The sequence below is a fragment of the Selenomonas sp. oral taxon 136 genome, from assembly GCF_001554015.1.
GTDB classification, from domain to species: domain Bacteria; phylum Bacillota; class Negativicutes; order Selenomonadales; family Selenomonadaceae; genus Centipeda; species Centipeda felix.
The window spans coordinates 151,521-166,022 of record NZ_CP014239.1; the positions used below are offsets into that span (position 1 = coordinate 151,521).

The 14,502-nt window shown below is 55.2% G+C and carries 11 protein-coding genes and 2 pseudogenes; 2 read left to right on the top strand and 11 right to left on the bottom strand.

Going from position 1 to position 14,502, the window contains the following annotated elements; all coding sequences use genetic code 11:
* Positions 1-3: 3 nt before the first annotated feature.
* The 8 genes and pseudogenes from AXE86_RS00720 to trmD form a co-directional block, all read right to left on the bottom strand.
* Complete coding sequence (locus AXE86_RS00720) at positions 4-1,026, bottom strand: FecCD family ABC transporter permease (protein WP_061943594.1); 1,023 nt, start codon at positions 1,024-1,026, stop codon at positions 4-6.
* A 164-nt stretch (positions 1,027-1,190) separates the two neighbouring features.
* Complete coding sequence (gene hutW, locus AXE86_RS00725; RefSeq protein ID WP_061943597.1) at positions 1,191-2,552, bottom strand: heme anaerobic degradation radical SAM methyltransferase ChuW/HutW; 1,362 nt, start codon at positions 2,550-2,552, stop codon at positions 1,191-1,193.
* A gap of 435 nt (positions 2,553-2,987) precedes the next feature.
* Complete coding sequence (locus AXE86_RS00730) at positions 2,988-3,167, bottom strand: FeoB-associated Cys-rich membrane protein (protein WP_061943600.1); 180 nt, start codon at positions 3,165-3,167, stop codon at positions 2,988-2,990.
* 27 nt (positions 3,168-3,194) lie between these two features.
* A pseudogene (feoB, locus tag AXE86_RS00735) lies at positions 3,195-4,747 on the bottom strand (ferrous iron transport protein B).
* 13 nt (positions 4,748-4,760) lie between these two features.
* Positions 4,761-4,985 (bottom strand): annotated as a pseudogene (locus tag AXE86_RS00740) (FeoA family protein).
* Between the two features lie 218 nt (positions 4,986-5,203).
* Entirely contained in the window at positions 5,204-6,070 is an 867-nt protein-coding gene (locus AXE86_RS00745) for a shikimate dehydrogenase (protein WP_061943603.1), read from the bottom strand.
* 17 nt (positions 6,071-6,087) lie between these two features.
* Complete coding sequence (locus AXE86_RS00750) at positions 6,088-7,545, bottom strand: nicotinate phosphoribosyltransferase (protein ID WP_061943606.1); 1,458 nt, start codon at positions 7,543-7,545, stop codon at positions 6,088-6,090.
* A gap of 37 nt (positions 7,546-7,582) precedes the next feature.
* Positions 7,583-8,377 carry a tRNA (guanosine(37)-N1)-methyltransferase TrmD gene (trmD, locus tag AXE86_RS00755; RefSeq protein ID WP_061943609.1) on the bottom strand — a complete coding sequence of 265 codons (795 nt, stop codon included), beginning with the start codon at positions 8,375-8,377 and terminating at the stop codon, positions 7,583-7,585.
* A gap of 159 nt (positions 8,378-8,536) precedes the next feature.
* On the opposite strand from trmD, the gene AXE86_RS00760 reads away from it, so the two are divergent.
* Positions 8,537-9,310, top strand: coding sequence for a DUF4931 domain-containing protein (locus AXE86_RS00760; RefSeq protein WP_061946903.1), 774 nt, complete (start codon positions 8,537-8,539; stop codon positions 9,308-9,310).
* Entirely contained in the window at positions 9,298-10,197 is a 900-nt protein-coding gene (locus tag AXE86_RS00765; protein WP_083501136.1) for a transglycosylase domain-containing protein, read from the top strand. Before AXE86_RS00760 ends, AXE86_RS00765 begins: the two co-directional genes overlap by 13 nt.
* Before the next feature lie 45 nt (positions 10,198-10,242).
* On the opposite strand, the gene AXE86_RS00770 is transcribed toward AXE86_RS00765, so the two are convergent.
* The 3 genes from AXE86_RS00770 to minE form a co-directional block, all read right to left on the bottom strand.
* Entirely contained in the window at positions 10,243-12,852 is a 2,610-nt protein-coding gene (locus AXE86_RS00770; RefSeq protein WP_061943612.1) for a TIGR03960 family B12-binding radical SAM protein, read from the bottom strand.
* A gap of 258 nt (positions 12,853-13,110) precedes the next feature.
* Positions 13,111-14,217 (bottom strand): rod shape-determining protein RodA, encoded by a 1,107-nt coding sequence (rodA, locus tag AXE86_RS00775; protein ID WP_009442583.1) that lies wholly within the window; start codon positions 14,215-14,217, stop codon positions 13,111-13,113.
* On the bottom strand, positions 14,214-14,495 hold the full coding sequence (gene minE, locus AXE86_RS00780; protein ID WP_061943615.1) for a cell division topological specificity factor MinE: 282 nt from the start codon (positions 14,493-14,495) through the stop codon (positions 14,214-14,216). The genes rodA and minE overlap by 4 nt, the downstream gene beginning before the upstream one ends.
* Positions 14,496-14,502 lie beyond the last annotated feature (7 nt).

Genomic DNA, 14,502 nt, shown 5'->3' on the forward strand with positions numbered 1-14,502 from the left:
CCATCACTCTTTCATGCCTTTCTTCAAAAGGTAAAGGAAAAACGGCGCGCCAAGAAAGGACATAAATACGCCGACGGGGATCTCGACGGGCGCAAACACCGTCCGCGCTGCCGCATCTGCCCCCGTAATCAGTGCTGCGCCCCACAGAGCTGCCGCCGGCAGCAGATAGTCAAAATCTGCCCCCGTGAGGAGACGTACAATATGCGGCACAACGAGTCCGACGAAGCCGAGCATCCCCGCCGCACTGACAGCAGATGCGGCAAGCAGTGAGGCAAGCACAAGCAGGACAAACCGTGCACGCGGCACGTGCACCCCGAGACTTCTTGCCGTCTCCTCGCCGAGCTGCAGCGCATTTAACCATCGGCTGCCAAGAAAGGTTCCGGCGATACCGATCAGAGTGTATGGCAGTACCATCTCGACATGCGTCCAACTGCGTCCGGCAAAGCCGCCTGCCATCCAGTTCACCGTCCCCTGTACGCGATCAGAGTAAAAGACCATAAGCGCAGTCATCGCTCCGCCAAAAAATGCAGCGATTGCGACACCAGCAAGAACCATGCGCATGGGGCGCACACCGTTTTCCCACGAGAGTGCAAAGACGAGTGCCACAGCAACCATCGCACCGCAGAATGCGGCCAGCGGCACAAAAGAGGTTTGTGCCGGAAGAAGGATCATGATACACATAGCCGCCAATCCTGCCCCGGAAGAGACACCGATGATGCCGGGGTCAGCCAGTGGATTTTTGAGGATCCCCTGCAGGATGCACCCTGCCAACGCGAGATTGATCCCTGTGAGCGCACCTGTCACGATACGGGGCAGACGGATGTGGAAAAGGATGCGGTAGTTCTCCGCTGACCCATTTCCCATAAGAGTCGGTATAATATCATACGGTGCGATGGATACTACGCCAACCGAAGCACTCACGACGAAGGTCAACACCAAGGTGAGTAAACCTATTCCTAGGGCAAATCTCCGCTTCATTGTGCGCGGATGTGTGTCTACAGCCGCACCTTCTTTCACAGGCCCCATCGTTCATCTCCATTCTTTTTTCGAATAAGGTTTTCATTCTCATTCATTCTTCAAAAAAGAAAAGAGGATTTCCTCCTCTTTGTCTATCTGCACCGTCAGCCGCCCCTCCGTGATTCACGGCAAGAATCTCAACGACTCCCCTGTTCGATCCTCCACGCTGTTGTTTATGCGCACATGAGTATTTCTGCACACTCAACCATAGACTGCGTCATGCTGACATACCAAAACTCCCCATCTGCGGTCAGGTGATACAGGTCGTTTTCCTCATACATCAACCCATTTTTCCGCCAGATGCACAGCAATATGCGAAGTTCTTCCAGCCTCGTGTCGAGGCTCGTGAGCCGATGCAAATCAACGAATCCTTTTTCAAGCCCTGCAATGATCTCGTTGGACACACTGCGCAATTTTTTCGGCTTCTGTTGCTCCATCATCATGATGGGTTTCTCTCCGCGTGCAATGGCCTCGTGATACACCTCAATGCTGCGGTGATGCATAAAGGAGATCCCACCTACATTCCCGCCTGCCCCACAGCCAAATGGATATACGACTGCTCCCGTCTTCGCCAGTGTATTGTATAAACTGCGCTCACGCGGGTCACGGCGCCAATGACAGAGGCTCAGCCGCTCGATGCCATGTGTCGTCAGGAAGTCGCGTGCCGCATGATAGAGATCCGCCTGTCCTGCAATATCTGCGCAGGGCGGTACCCGCCCCGCCTGGACAGCACGTGCGAGATCTCCATGCGGAAATACGTTGAGTTGGTATAGATCCATTCCATCGATCGAGGCTTCCAAAAGGGTTGCGATGTCCTTCATCCACAGATCGAGCGTCTGCCCCGGAAGCCCATAGATCATGTCAACAATGACCGTCACATCCCAGCGCTTCAAAAGTGTCAGCCGTGCAAGGACCTCTTCACGCGGCTCAATGCGCCCGACACGGCGACGGAGTATGGTGTCAAAAGACTGAACGCCAAGTGATATCCGGTTTACGCCGCCTGATAACCATGTCTCAATCCGCTCGGGGACAAGGTCATGTATACGTCCCTCGAAAGTCAGTTCATAATCTGTGCATAAATTCAAATTCTCCCGTATCGCTGCAAGCAAACGTGCCGCATTCCCCACAGAAAGCGAGGACGGTGTCCCGCCGCCAATAAAGATGCTTTTGATGTTAGCGTTTTTTAGGTGCGGCATCGCTGCATCGCGTTCGATTTCCGCAATGAGATCATCGATATACACGTCTTCGATCTCTTGGCGGCTTGCATTTTGATAAAATCCACAATATAAACACTTCGTTTGGCAGAAAGGGATATGAATATAAACGGTATACGTACGTTCACCATCCGGCGGCATACGCATGGCACGATGCCAAACGTTCTGATATTCCTCCGGTGCAATCAGTCTTCCGGAGAGGCCTGCATGAACAACACGCTTCTCTGTAAACGCCGCGTGCCTTACATCGGATGTTTTACGTCCGATCAGTGCTGTTCTCTTCTCGTCCGATAAACGGTCCAGGTATTCTTTCAGTGGCACAGCTCACCTCTTTATGTATCATAGATAAATCTCGCTTTATCCCTAATTCCTTAAATGCTCTCCATAGGAAGATATAGATTATCAATTTCGAATAAAACTTTAACATGACGAATTCATTTTGTCAATGTTGAAACATTCATTTCAATTCATTATTCATATATCTACAAAGGACGTGCTAATCTCCCACTTTCGTCAAAAAATAATTAAGAACTCACTGATAAAATGAGGTACACCCGACTGGTGTAGATATTTTTAAGGCAGCAAACCGGACGCATAGCGAGGGCTATGTGGAGGATTCCAGAGCACCTATAGCGTCATCCATCCAAAAAGAGCACGGAACGAGATGGCATACATCTCTCACAGCAGAAGAAAGCCCCATGCATCGCATTAGACGCATGGGGCTCTTTTCCATAGATATGATTCGGAATCACGAAATCATCCGTGATTTCTATTTTCGTGCATCCCAACCTCGTGACAGCACGGCTCATGCTCTTTGCAGGATGAGCAGCTGCTGCCGCAGCAGTCCTCCTTCCCCGTGCGGAAGTTCCGATAGACATGGCGCACGGCGAAGAAAAATGCAGCCGCTGCGAATGCACCGACGATATAGGTTGCCATACAAATCCCTTTCTCTTGTGGCGGACATCAAAATCCAAGCACTCTGCCAATCTGATACACAAGAAGCGAAACAAACCATGCAATCGCAAACATATAGAAGGCAGAGAACGCAACCCACTTCCACTTGCCTGTCTCCTTCTTGATCGTACCGAGGGACGTAACGCATGGCGTGTAGAGCTGTGAGAACACCATGAAGGCAAATGCTGAAAGGCTCGTGAACGCCGCGCCCATCCCCGTCTGGAGCATCGTCGATGCCGTATTGGCAGCATCCGCCGCCTCGGTCGAGACATCGCCCGCACCATAGAGAATGCCGATCGTGGCGACGACCGTCTCCTTTGCCATAATGCCCGAGAGAACCGCAGCGCCCGCCTCCCACGACGCGAACCCTTGGAACGCAAAGAGATGCGACATCCAGCCACCGAGCACAGCGAGGATGCTGTCCTCGATCTCGCACGGGCCACTGAAGTTATAATTCGACATGACCCAGAGGATGACCGATGGGAGGGCACGGCACAGCCGACCCCCATCATCAGCGGCATGATGCCCTTTCCCGTCAGACCACAGCGATGCATGATCGGATCCATGATGAACGCAATACGCGCCATATAGCCCGTACCATCGAGGAACGAAAGGCAGAAGAACAGAACGAAGATGAGCGAAACAAACGTCAGCACCGAGCCAACGCCCGAGATAACCCCGTCCGTGACGAGTGAGACCATCCAGTCCGCAACGCCCACTGAGACAAGGGCATCCTTTACGAAATGCAGGAGGCCATCGTTGATCAGCGCCTCAAGCGCATCCGCAATCGGCTACCCGATCCATGTGAATGTAATCTGAAATACGGCGTAAAGGATTAGGAGGAAGATCGGGAGTGCGAACACACCATTCGCCAGTACGCAATCGATCTTCTCCGAACGCGTCATACCGACATTCTGTGTTGTCACTGCATACGCCACCACTTGGTCGATGAGGGCATAGCGCGCCTCGATGACCGCCTCCTCCTTCTCCAGTTCCGAGCGCGCACTCTCCTCAATGGCGCGTATCTTTGCGATATGCTCCTCTACGCGCTTGCTCGGCCGATAGTTTGCCATCACCGTATTCGTAAAGACATCGAGGAGATGCTTCGTACTCTTGCTGCTGCGCCCCGTCGTCTTCACCACGGGCATCCCAAGCGCTTCCTCAAGCTTCGCCGTATCAATCCGGATCCCACGTCGCTCCGCATCGTCCTGCATATTGAGATCGATGAGGAGCGGAATCCCCTTTTCGAGAAGCTGAACGGTGAGAAACAGATTGCGCTCAATATTTGAACTGTCCACGACATCCAGAACGAGATCCAGCTTCGTATCCGTCAGATAGTCGATGACGATCTTGTCCTCGGGAGAACGCGCATTGATGCTGTACGTTTCCGGAAGATCAACAATTGAGATCGCGCGCCCCTTGTAGTGCGCATGGCCGACCTTCTTGTCGAGCGTAACACCGGGCCAGTTGCCGATCTTCTGACGTGCGCCCGTCAGCGCATTGAATATCGTCGATTTCCCCGTATTCGGATTTCCCGTCAGGGCGACTGCTAGTGCTGACATCTTTCCCTCCTCCTCATCCGACCTGCTCGACAGATACGAGCGCCGCATCCGCGCGGCGCAGCGCAAGATTGTACGACCGAATCCCAATGGCCATCGGGTCGCCAAGCGGCGCGGAACGCAGAACCGTCACCTTCGTTCCAAGAATTAGCCCCATCGACATGAGCCGCTACTTGAGCGGAGAGTCGTCAATATGCAGAACCATCAAGGTCATCCCTGTCTTCCCATCCCTAAGCGTCAATGCAAAGCCCCTCCATACATTATGATAAATGGAAATCATACTATATTGACAAGGATTATGATAACCTGTTTCATCTTATTTCGTCGAGGGATAAAACGATTAAATTATCCATACAACACGAGGAACGCATCGCATCGACAAGACAAAAATAGTGTGCTCAATGAAAGCATCGAGCACACCACGCAAATCATTTTGATCGAGAGAATTACTGATCTTCCCTAGGCTCTACGTATAAGTTCCTCGCGCAAAGCGCGCTGCATGAGATCGGTGTTCGGACGGACGCCCGTCCAGAGATAGAATGCCTCCGCGCCCTGCATGACAAGCATGGTCTCACCGTTGATCGTCGTGCAGCCATGCGCTGCTGCCGCACGGAGAAATGCGGTCTCAGCAGGGGTATAGATAAGATCGTAGACGGCGGCAGACGGGCTGATTGCCGCAGGATCCACAGGCGGCATTGCATCCGTCTGCGGGCTCATGCCGATCGGCGTGGTCTGCACGACAATGTCTGCCGTACAAAGCACATCCCGAAAGTGCGGATCGTCAAAGCAGTACACGGCAAGTGTGCCGTCTGCCGCAAAGTCGGTGCAGAGCGCCTTGCCTTTTGCGAGATTCCGCACACCGATGCACACAGAGGATACGCCGCTGCGCAGGAGTCCCCAGAGGGCGGCACGTGCTGCACCGCCCGCGCCGATGAGGACAGTGCGTTTTCCCGCAAGCCCAATCCCACACGCGGCAAAGCCTGCCATAAAGCCTGTTACATCCGTATTGTGCCCTGTCATTGTCCCGTCTGATGCAATCACGACGGTATTGACCGCCCGAATCCGCTGTGCATCCTCGCTCAGCACATCGAGGAGCGGCATAATCTCTGTCTTGAACGGAATCGTAACGTTGAACCCTGCCACACCCGCGTCGCGCAGTCCGCATACCGCCGAGGCGAGTGCCTCGCGGTGCACGGGAAACGCCGTATAAACATAGTCCAATCCTGCCTCATGCAGTGCCGCATTCTGTATGATCGGCGATAAACTGTGTGCAATCGGCGCACCGATCACCCCCAGTATTTTTGTTTTCCCCGTAATCACGTGCATCCCTCTTATCTTTCCCGTCAGCTGTGCTTCCCGCGCACCTCTTCGAGCAGTCCCATCTTCAGCTCGTAGTAATTCGGCGTCGTATCGAGATAGTGCCGATGCGGATTCTCAAACCGCTGTTCCTCCGGCCAGATCTCCTCCGCCAGCTGACGGCGCACATATGCGCGAATCTCCTCCAAGGGCGGCAGCTCCTCGACCCGCTCCCCATCCCTGACATAGAGACGGCGCAGGTTCACCGCCGAACCACCCTCGAAGAAGCGGTTTTTCCATGGCTTACGCGGATCAACATAGCGGAACGGCTGCGTGAGGTCGACCGGTTCACCCTGCACTGCAATCATATCTGCGACCGCCTTGCCGTGACGGTCATAGATGCGGTAGAGATCCTTCAGTCCCGGATTCGTCAGTTTCTCGACATTCTCTGACATCTTGATGCGCGGCTGAAAGATTCCGTTCTCCTCCACAGCAACAAGCTTATACACGGCGCCAAAGACAGGGTCGGACTTTGCTGTGATGAGCCGTTCGCCGACACCGAAACTGTCCACGCGTGCGCCCTGCAGGAGGAGGGATGAGATGGTGAACTCATCGAGGCTGTTCGAGAGGATAATCTTGCAGTCCTCCAGCCCCGCCTTATCGAGCATTTGTCGAATGCGCTTCGAGAGATAGGCGAGGTCGCCCGAGTCCACACGCACGCCTGCGAGACGATGTCCCTGCGGCGCGAGAACCTCACGGGCGATACGGATGGCGTTTGGGATACCCGAGTGAAGCACATCGTAGGTGTCGACGAGGAGGACGGTGGCCTGTGGGTAGATCTCTGCATATTGTTTGAACGCCGTGTACTCATCCTTGAAGAACATGACCCAGCTGTGCGCCATAGTGCCCGAGATGGGAATATTAAACTGCTGCCCTGCCGAGACCGTCGCCGTCATGTCGATGCCGCCGATGTACGCCGCGCGTGCCCCATAGGTTGCCGCGTCCATATTATGCGCGCGCCGCGCACCGAAGTCCGCAACTTTGCGCCCCTCGGCGGCACGCACGATGCGCGACGCCTTTGTCGCGACGAGGGACTGATGGTTGATCTGCGCGAGGATCGCCGTCTCCACAAGCTGTGCGTCGATGATCGGTGCAACAATCGTCAGGAGCGGCTCATTCGGATAGATGATCGTTCCCTCAGGCATGGCGTAGATATCGCCGCGGAAGTGGAAACCGCGCAAGAAGTCCAGGAATTCCTCGGAGAAAAGGTTCTGTTTGCGGAAATAGGCAATGTCCGCATCGGAGAAGGAGAGATTCTCCACGAACTCGATGACGTGCTGAAGCCCCGCAAAGATGGCGTATCCCCCCTTGTCGGGGACGGAACGGAAAAAGAGATCGAACGCCACGCGAACATCGCGGTTCGGCTGATGAAAATATCCATAGGACATGGTCATTTCGTAGAAATCCATCATCATGGATAGATTTCGTTTATCAAACTGTGTCACAGCGCGTTCCCCCTATCGGGCATAGAAACAAGACAGATCAAATCGAGTCCATTATAGCATTTTCTGGAGATTCACGCAAAAATTCTTTATTTTCTTTTGTTTTCGTCTGCTGCTCTAAAAAATCACGATCTGCCTGTGACAGCGTGACGCGTGCGAGGAGCTCAGGGCGATGCCGCAGTGTCGTGAGAAGTGCCTGTTCGCGCCGCCAGCGGGCGATCTCTGCATGATTGCCCGAGAGGAGGACGTCGGGGACAGCTTTGCCCTCGAAGTCACGTGGGTGTGTGTACTGCGGATAGCCGAGCAGCCCATCGAAGAAGGAGTCTGTTGCGGCGGATGCGGCATCACCGAGCACGCCCGGCAGCATCCGCGCCGTAGCGTCCACGGTCAGCATAGCAGGAATCTCCCCGCCCGTCAGGACAAAATCGCCAACGGAGATCAGTCGATCTGCGAGATCATAGATTCGCGCGTCAAAGCCCTCATAGTGTCCGCAGATGAGCACCAGCTGCTCATACGATGCGAGTTCCTTTGCTGCACGCTGGGTAAACACCTCCCCTGCGGGATCGAAGATGATCGTACAGCGGTGTTCCGCATACGCAGCAGTCTTCCCGTACACGTCGCGCACGGCGGCGTACAAAGGCTCAGGCTTCAGCACCATGCCTGCCCCGCCGCCGCACGGCGTATCATCCACATGATGATGCTTATCCGCCGCGTAGTCGCGAAAATCTGTATAGTGGATGTCGATGAGCCCGCGCTGCACTGCGCGTCCGATGATGCTGCTGCCAAATACGCCCGCAAACATCGCGGGAAAGAGCGTCACAAGGTCAATTCTCATAGCTGCTTCATCCTACTTTCTGCATATCCTTCATTATAGCATGAAGCCGCAGACAAATTGCGGCGTCTCTGCAAAATATTTGATAAATATATTCAGAAAAACTGCACTTTGATATATAATGGAGAAGTCAACACTATGGCAGTGATTTGGAGCGGTACCATGGAAATCAACCTTGCACATTTCAATGTCAGCATCGGACGGCAAAAGCCTGAGAATATCCTGCACAGCAATGTTCCCTGCCCGTTCTGCGACACGTCAAAACTGACGGGCATCATCGAAAGGGACGGCGACATCATCCTGCTCAAAAATAAATACAATGTGATTGAGGAAGCCGACCAATTCGTCCTCATCGAGGGGGCAGACTGTTATGCCGATATTCCCGAGTATTCCAAGGCGCATATCCGCCGCCTCATTGCCTTCGGCATGCGGCACTGGAAGAAGATGCGCGAGAGCGGCGCATACGATACAGTGCTCTTTTTCAAGAACTACGGTCCGTACTCAGGCGGAACGATCCGCCACCCGCACATGCAGCTCGTCGGCTTCCCCCATTTTCGTCCGGAGCTTGCCTTCTCCCGTGAGGAGTTTGAGGGACTGACGATTGACGAAACGGACGGCGTGACGTTCACGCTCTCCACGCATCCGCGCGTCGGCTTTCGCGAGCTCAATATTATCCCGCGGAATGTGCGTGCAACCGATGTGATTGCCGACTACATACAGATTGCCGTGGATTTTATCCGGCGGCGCAATGACAGCTATAATATTTTCTTCTACCATGACGGCGCGGATATCTTCATCAAGATTCTGCCGCGCTTTGCCACCTCCCCCGTCTTTATCGGCTACAACATCCGCCTGCTTCCATCAAATCTAAAGGAGATGCGGGATGAGATCCGAACAATATATTTTGAAAGTGACGATACCAAATGCAGGACATGAACGACACGATTGAAGAAATGCCGCGCCGCAGGAAAACGCGGCGGAGAAGCAGCGAGCGAAAGAAGCCATCACGCAGAAAAAAAACGCCCCTTTCCCTCGGGCGTTTTTTCATGATACTGATTCCTATACTGCTTCTCGTCTGCGCGGGGACGTTCTTCTTCGCTCCACATACATGGCAGGAGCTCGGTGCGCTGCTGCCCGAGGCGGAACATCAAAAGCCTGCGAATCAGCTGCATGAGATCCGCGAGCCGGATGCGGCCGATCGGATTCTGCGCGTGCTCTTTGTACGACGCGCCATCGATGCGCGTCTTGACCGTGCGGACTACGTCCCCATCGGACACATTGCCCCCGATCTGCAGCATGCCATCGTCGCCGTAGAGGATCGCCGTTTCTATGAGCATCATGGATTCGACATGACGGGGGTGGCACGCGCGACCCTCGTCAACATCCAACACGGGCGCATCGAAGAGGGGGCGAGCACGATCACACAGCAGCTGGTGAAGAACCTTTTCTTCGGCAGCGAGCAGACCTTTGCACGTAAAGCCGAGGAGCTTCTGCTTGCCCTCGACATCGAGATCGCCTGCTCAAAGGAGGAGATCCTCGAGATGTATCTGAATGTCGTCTACTACGGCGGCGGATTTTACGGCGTACAGGCGGCATCTGACGGGTACTTTGGAAAATCTCCCGCGGCACTCGATCTGCCCGAGGCATCCATGCTCGCAGGCGTTCCGAATGCACCGTCCGAGGTCTCACCATTCGTGAACTTCATCGCAGCGAAGAAGCGACAGGCCATCGTGCTGGACACAATGCAGGCACAGGGAATGATTGACGTGCGGACAGCGGAGGATGCGAAGATGCAGGCTCTTATCCTGTGCCCGCGCCATTAGGAGGTATAGGGAAGTGGAAGTACGGATAAACTCAGCACTGCCGTCTTAGCGGTCGATGAGCGCTGCTCCCTCCGCAAAGAGTCCCGTGCGCGTCACGTATGCCTTGGCAGGATCGATCGGCAGAGCAAAGTCCCGCGCCATCACGCTGAGCACCTCGATGGGCTTTACACTGCCCGCAGGAGTGACAAGAAGATTCATCCAGAGAATGAGGCATCCATTTTCGTACTGAAACGAAATGGGTGCCTTTATGTATTCCTTCGTCTCAATGCTGCGGCGCTTCTTCGGGGTCACACGCTCCCATACGGCGTGCGCGGCACTGTTGTAGCGGCATACGCTCTCACGTACGGGTGCGAGCTCTCCTTCGTAGGGGATCTTGAGCCGATAGCGTGCCTCATCCACCTCTGCCATCAGAGCGCGGTGTTTCCCCTCCTGAAGGCGCAGGCGGATGATCTCCGCCCCGCGCGGGAGCTGAGCACGCAGCCGCTGCATGACCTCATGGGGCGGCAGTTCCTCGGTCATCTCAAAGTCCACATACTCCGCATCGCTCGCTGCGCCCAACGAGAGCGCCGAGGCAAAGGCGACCTTCATGTGTGGGTTAAAGCCCTCTGAATATGCCATGGGAAGCCCTGCGCGCTTGCACGCGCGGACAAAGAGGTTTGCATAGTCGAGATGGGAGACGTAGCGCAGCTCCTCCCCCTTCGTGATGAGTCCGCGATAGCGTACGGTCGTGCGTTCCTGCGGCGTACTCTCCTGCAGTGCAGGATCGGCAGTCACACCCGTTTCCCCATGCTTTTCCTGCCGTTCTTCCTCGCCGGCATAGTCGATCACATCGACGCCGAGCGTCGGACAAATCCCGCAGCCCGTACAGTGCGTGCGGCGGCAGTCCTCCGTAAGAGACGCTGTGAGTGCCTTCTGCCACTCCGTTTTCAGATAGCGTTCGAGCACGCCGGGCGAGGTGTGCGCCCACGGCAGCGGTTCACCGATCGTGCGCGTGCGGCGGCTGTAATACGTCCAGTCGATGCCGCAGTCCGCAAATGCGGCGAAATAGTGTGCATCGTCGAAAAGATCCGACCAGCCGTCAAACTTTGCCCCACGTTTCCATGCAGCGTACAGCGCTGGCGCAAGGCGTCGGTCGCCGCGCGCAAAAATCCCCTCGATCACGGAGAGCCGTGCGTCGTGATAGTGGAACGTAATGGCACGATCCGCGATATGCTCCTTCAGAAGTTGCTGACGGCGCTGAAACTCCTCCATCGAGAGCTGCCCGAACCACTGAAATGGTGTGTACGGTTTCGGCACGAAACAGGAGACGGAGACGGTGACCTTGCACCCACGCCGTCCGCGAATCTCCGTATAGAGATCGACGACCTTCTTCGCGAGGCGGGCGATTCCGATGATGTCCTCATCCGTCTCCGTCGGCAGTCCCATCATAAAGTAGAGCTTCACCTGCTTCCACCCGTGGCGGAATGCCGCCCCACACGCCGTGAGCAGATCCTCCTCCGTCACCCCTTTATTGATGACATCGCGCAGACGCTGCGTCCCCGCCTCAGGCGCGAAGGTCAGTCCGGACTTGCGCACGCGCTGTACCTTCTGGGCAAGCTCCACTGAAAAGCTGTCAATGCGCAGGGACGGAAGGGAGACGCTGACCTTCTCGTCCCGATAGTCACCGATGAGATCATCCACCAGACAGCCAAGCCCCGAATAGTCCGCCGAGGAGAGTGAGGTTAGGCTCATCTCATCATAGCCACTGGAGGAAATCATCCCATGCGCCATCTTGCGCAGACGCTTCTCCGTGCGCTCACGCGCGGGGCGATAGGCGATGCCTGCCTGACAGAAGCGACAGCCGCGTGAACACCCACGAAAGAGCTCAAGCATGGCACGGTTGTGCACGATGTCCATGTAGGGGACGATGGGATGTTCTGCCGAGACCGCATCGTTCATATCCTTCACGACGCGCTTGTAGATTACGGGGCGCGCATCGGGGTGAAGCGCATCCATGCGCACGAAATCCCCTCGTGCATCGTAGACGGGTGCATAGAACGACGGCACATAGATGCCGTCCACACGAAGCAGCTGGGTCAAGAACCCACGCCGTCCGCTCGGTCTGCCCGCTGCATTCCACCGGATAAAGCAGTCGCAGATCTCGGGCAGTACCTCTTCCCCCTCGCCAATGACGAAGAAGTCGAAGAAGTCGGCAATCGGCTCGACGTTGTAAACGCATGGACCGCCGCCGACGATGAACGGCATGTCCTCACCGCGCTCCTCTGCATACAGTGGAATACCCGCCAGATCGAGCATATTCAGCACATTCGAGTAGATCATCTCGTATTGGAGAGAGAAGCCGATGAAGTCAAAGGCACGAACCGCATGGCGAGATTCCAGTGAAAAGAGAGGTATCCCGCGTGCACGCATCTCCTCCTCCATATCGATCCACGGAGCGTAGACACGTTCTGCCGCAAGATCCGCACGGCGATTTAGAATCTCGTAGAGGATGGCGAGTCCGAGATTGCTCATGCCGACCTCGTAGACGTCGGGCAGAGCCAAGGCAAATTTGCAGCGAACGCTGTCCCAGTCCTTGTGGACGGCGTTCCACTCGCCCCCCGTATAGCGCGCAGGCTTCAGCACCGACTGGAGCATGCTGTGATCGAGATGTACCATTTCCTATCCCCCACATTGTGTCGTTCACAAGAAAAGGGGGCTGCGCTGCACGAAGGCAGACAGCCCCGAAGTGTCTACAGAGTCAATAACTCCTTAAGGAAGCACTGATAAATTCGGCACTACCATCTTAACGCATCTTTTTCACCCGCTTTTCGTTAGCAAATCCTCCACATAGCCTTTGCTATGCGTCCGGTTTGCTGCCTCAATCGGACAAAAAATCTACGTCAATCTGGCAGACCTCATTTTATCAGCGATTCCTTAAAAGAGTAGCTTTTGTCGCCGCAGCTGGATGTTCAGCAGGATGGCAATCGCCATGATGTTGGTCGTCAATGAGCTGACACCGTAGCTCATGAGCGGCAGCGGTATGCCCGTGACGGGCATAATGCCCATCGTCATGCCCACGTTGACGAGGACATGGAAGGCGATCATCGATGTGATGCCGACCGCGAGCAGCCGTCCGAACGTATCACTCGCATTCTGCGCGATCCGTATCCCGCGCCAGAGGACGATGAGATAGAGGAGGAGCAGAACCGTGCAGCCAACGAAGCCGAGTTCCTCGCCCACAACGGAGAAGATAAAGTCCGTATGGTTCTCGGGCAGGAAGTTCAGCTGACTCTGTGTGCCGCCGAAAAGCCCCTTTCCAAAGAGCATGCCCGAGCCAATCGCAATCTTCGATTGGATGATGTGATAGCCCGCGCCGAGCGGATCGACGTTCGGATCCATGAACACCATGATGCGCATTTTCTGGTAGTCCTTGAGAAAATGCCAGAGCACAGGCATCGCCGCAAGTCCCGCGGCAAAGATGCCAAAGAAAAGGCGCAGTCGTATCCCCGCCGCAAAGACCATGCCGAAAAAGATCGCCAGAAAGACGAGCGACGTACCGAGATCCGGCTGCTTCAGAACGAGAAGGAACGGAACGCCGACATACGCTGCCACGGGGACGAGGTCCACGATGGAGTCAATCTTATCGCGTTTTTCGATCATGGCGGCAAGCGCGATGATCATGATGAGTTTGGAGAACTCCGACGGCTGTATGCTGATCGGACCGAGCGCAATCCATCGCTGCGCACCGAGTGCCGTCTGTCCGACGAGCATGACGAGGATGAGCAGCACGAGATTGAACACGTAGAAGTGATTCCCATAGCGCTGCAAGATCTTATAGTCAAAGTTCATCAAGAACGCTGCGAGGGCAATATCGACGATGATCGAGATACCCTGCCGCTGAACGAACCAGTAGCGTTCCTCACTCAGCGTATTGACATGGGTCGCACTGCCGATGATGACGAGACTCATGACGACAATCGCCGCAGCCGCGAGAATCAGCGTGACATCCGTACGGCGCAGAAGCCGTTTTGAGAGGATCATCTCCGATCCCTATGCGCGCCGCCATGCTGTACGCTGACAACGGGGATGTTGACAACGAGTGCCATGGCATCATTCTCGTTCTCAAGCGCGAACTCCATCTCGCGCGTGTCGATATACATATACTTTGAAATGACCTGCACGATCTCTGCCCTCATGCTGTCCATGATCTCAGGCGAGACATTTGCGCGGTCATTGATGATCACCAGCTGCAGACGACGGCGTGCCACATCGCCTGAGCTCTCTTTCTTTCCAAGAAGTTTTCTCAGTGCTTCAATCACGCCAACG

Bases quoted from the DNA above. Each gene is read 5' to 3' on its own strand.
- AXE86_RS00730 (WP_061943600.1), bottom strand. From the start codon at position 3,167: ATGGCAACCTATATCGTCGGTGCATTCGCAGCGGCTGCATTTTTCTTC.
- AXE86_RS00745 (WP_061943603.1), bottom strand. From the start codon at position 6,070: ATGCACGTGATTACGGGGAAAACAAAAATACTGGGGGTGATCGGTGCG.
- rodA (WP_009442583.1), bottom strand. From the start codon at position 14,217: ATGATCCTCTCAAAACGGCTTCTGCGCCGTACGGATGTCACGCTGATT.
- AXE86_RS00765 (WP_083501136.1), top strand. From the start codon at position 9,298: ATGCAGGACATGAACGACACGATTGAAGAAATGCCGCGCCGCAGGAAA.
- AXE86_RS00760 (WP_061946903.1), top strand. From the start codon at position 8,537: ATGGAAATCAACCTTGCACATTTCAATGTCAGCATCGGACGGCAAAAG.
- AXE86_RS00770 (WP_061943612.1), bottom strand. From the start codon at position 12,852: ATGGTACATCTCGATCACAGCATGCTCCAGTCGGTGCTGAAGCCTGCG.
- trmD (WP_061943609.1), bottom strand. From the start codon at position 8,377: ATGAGAATTGACCTTGTGACGCTCTTTCCCGCGATGTTTGCGGGCGTA.
- AXE86_RS00720 (WP_061943594.1), bottom strand. From the start codon at position 1,026: ATGGGGCCTGTGAAAGAAGGTGCGGCTGTAGACACACATCCGCGCACA.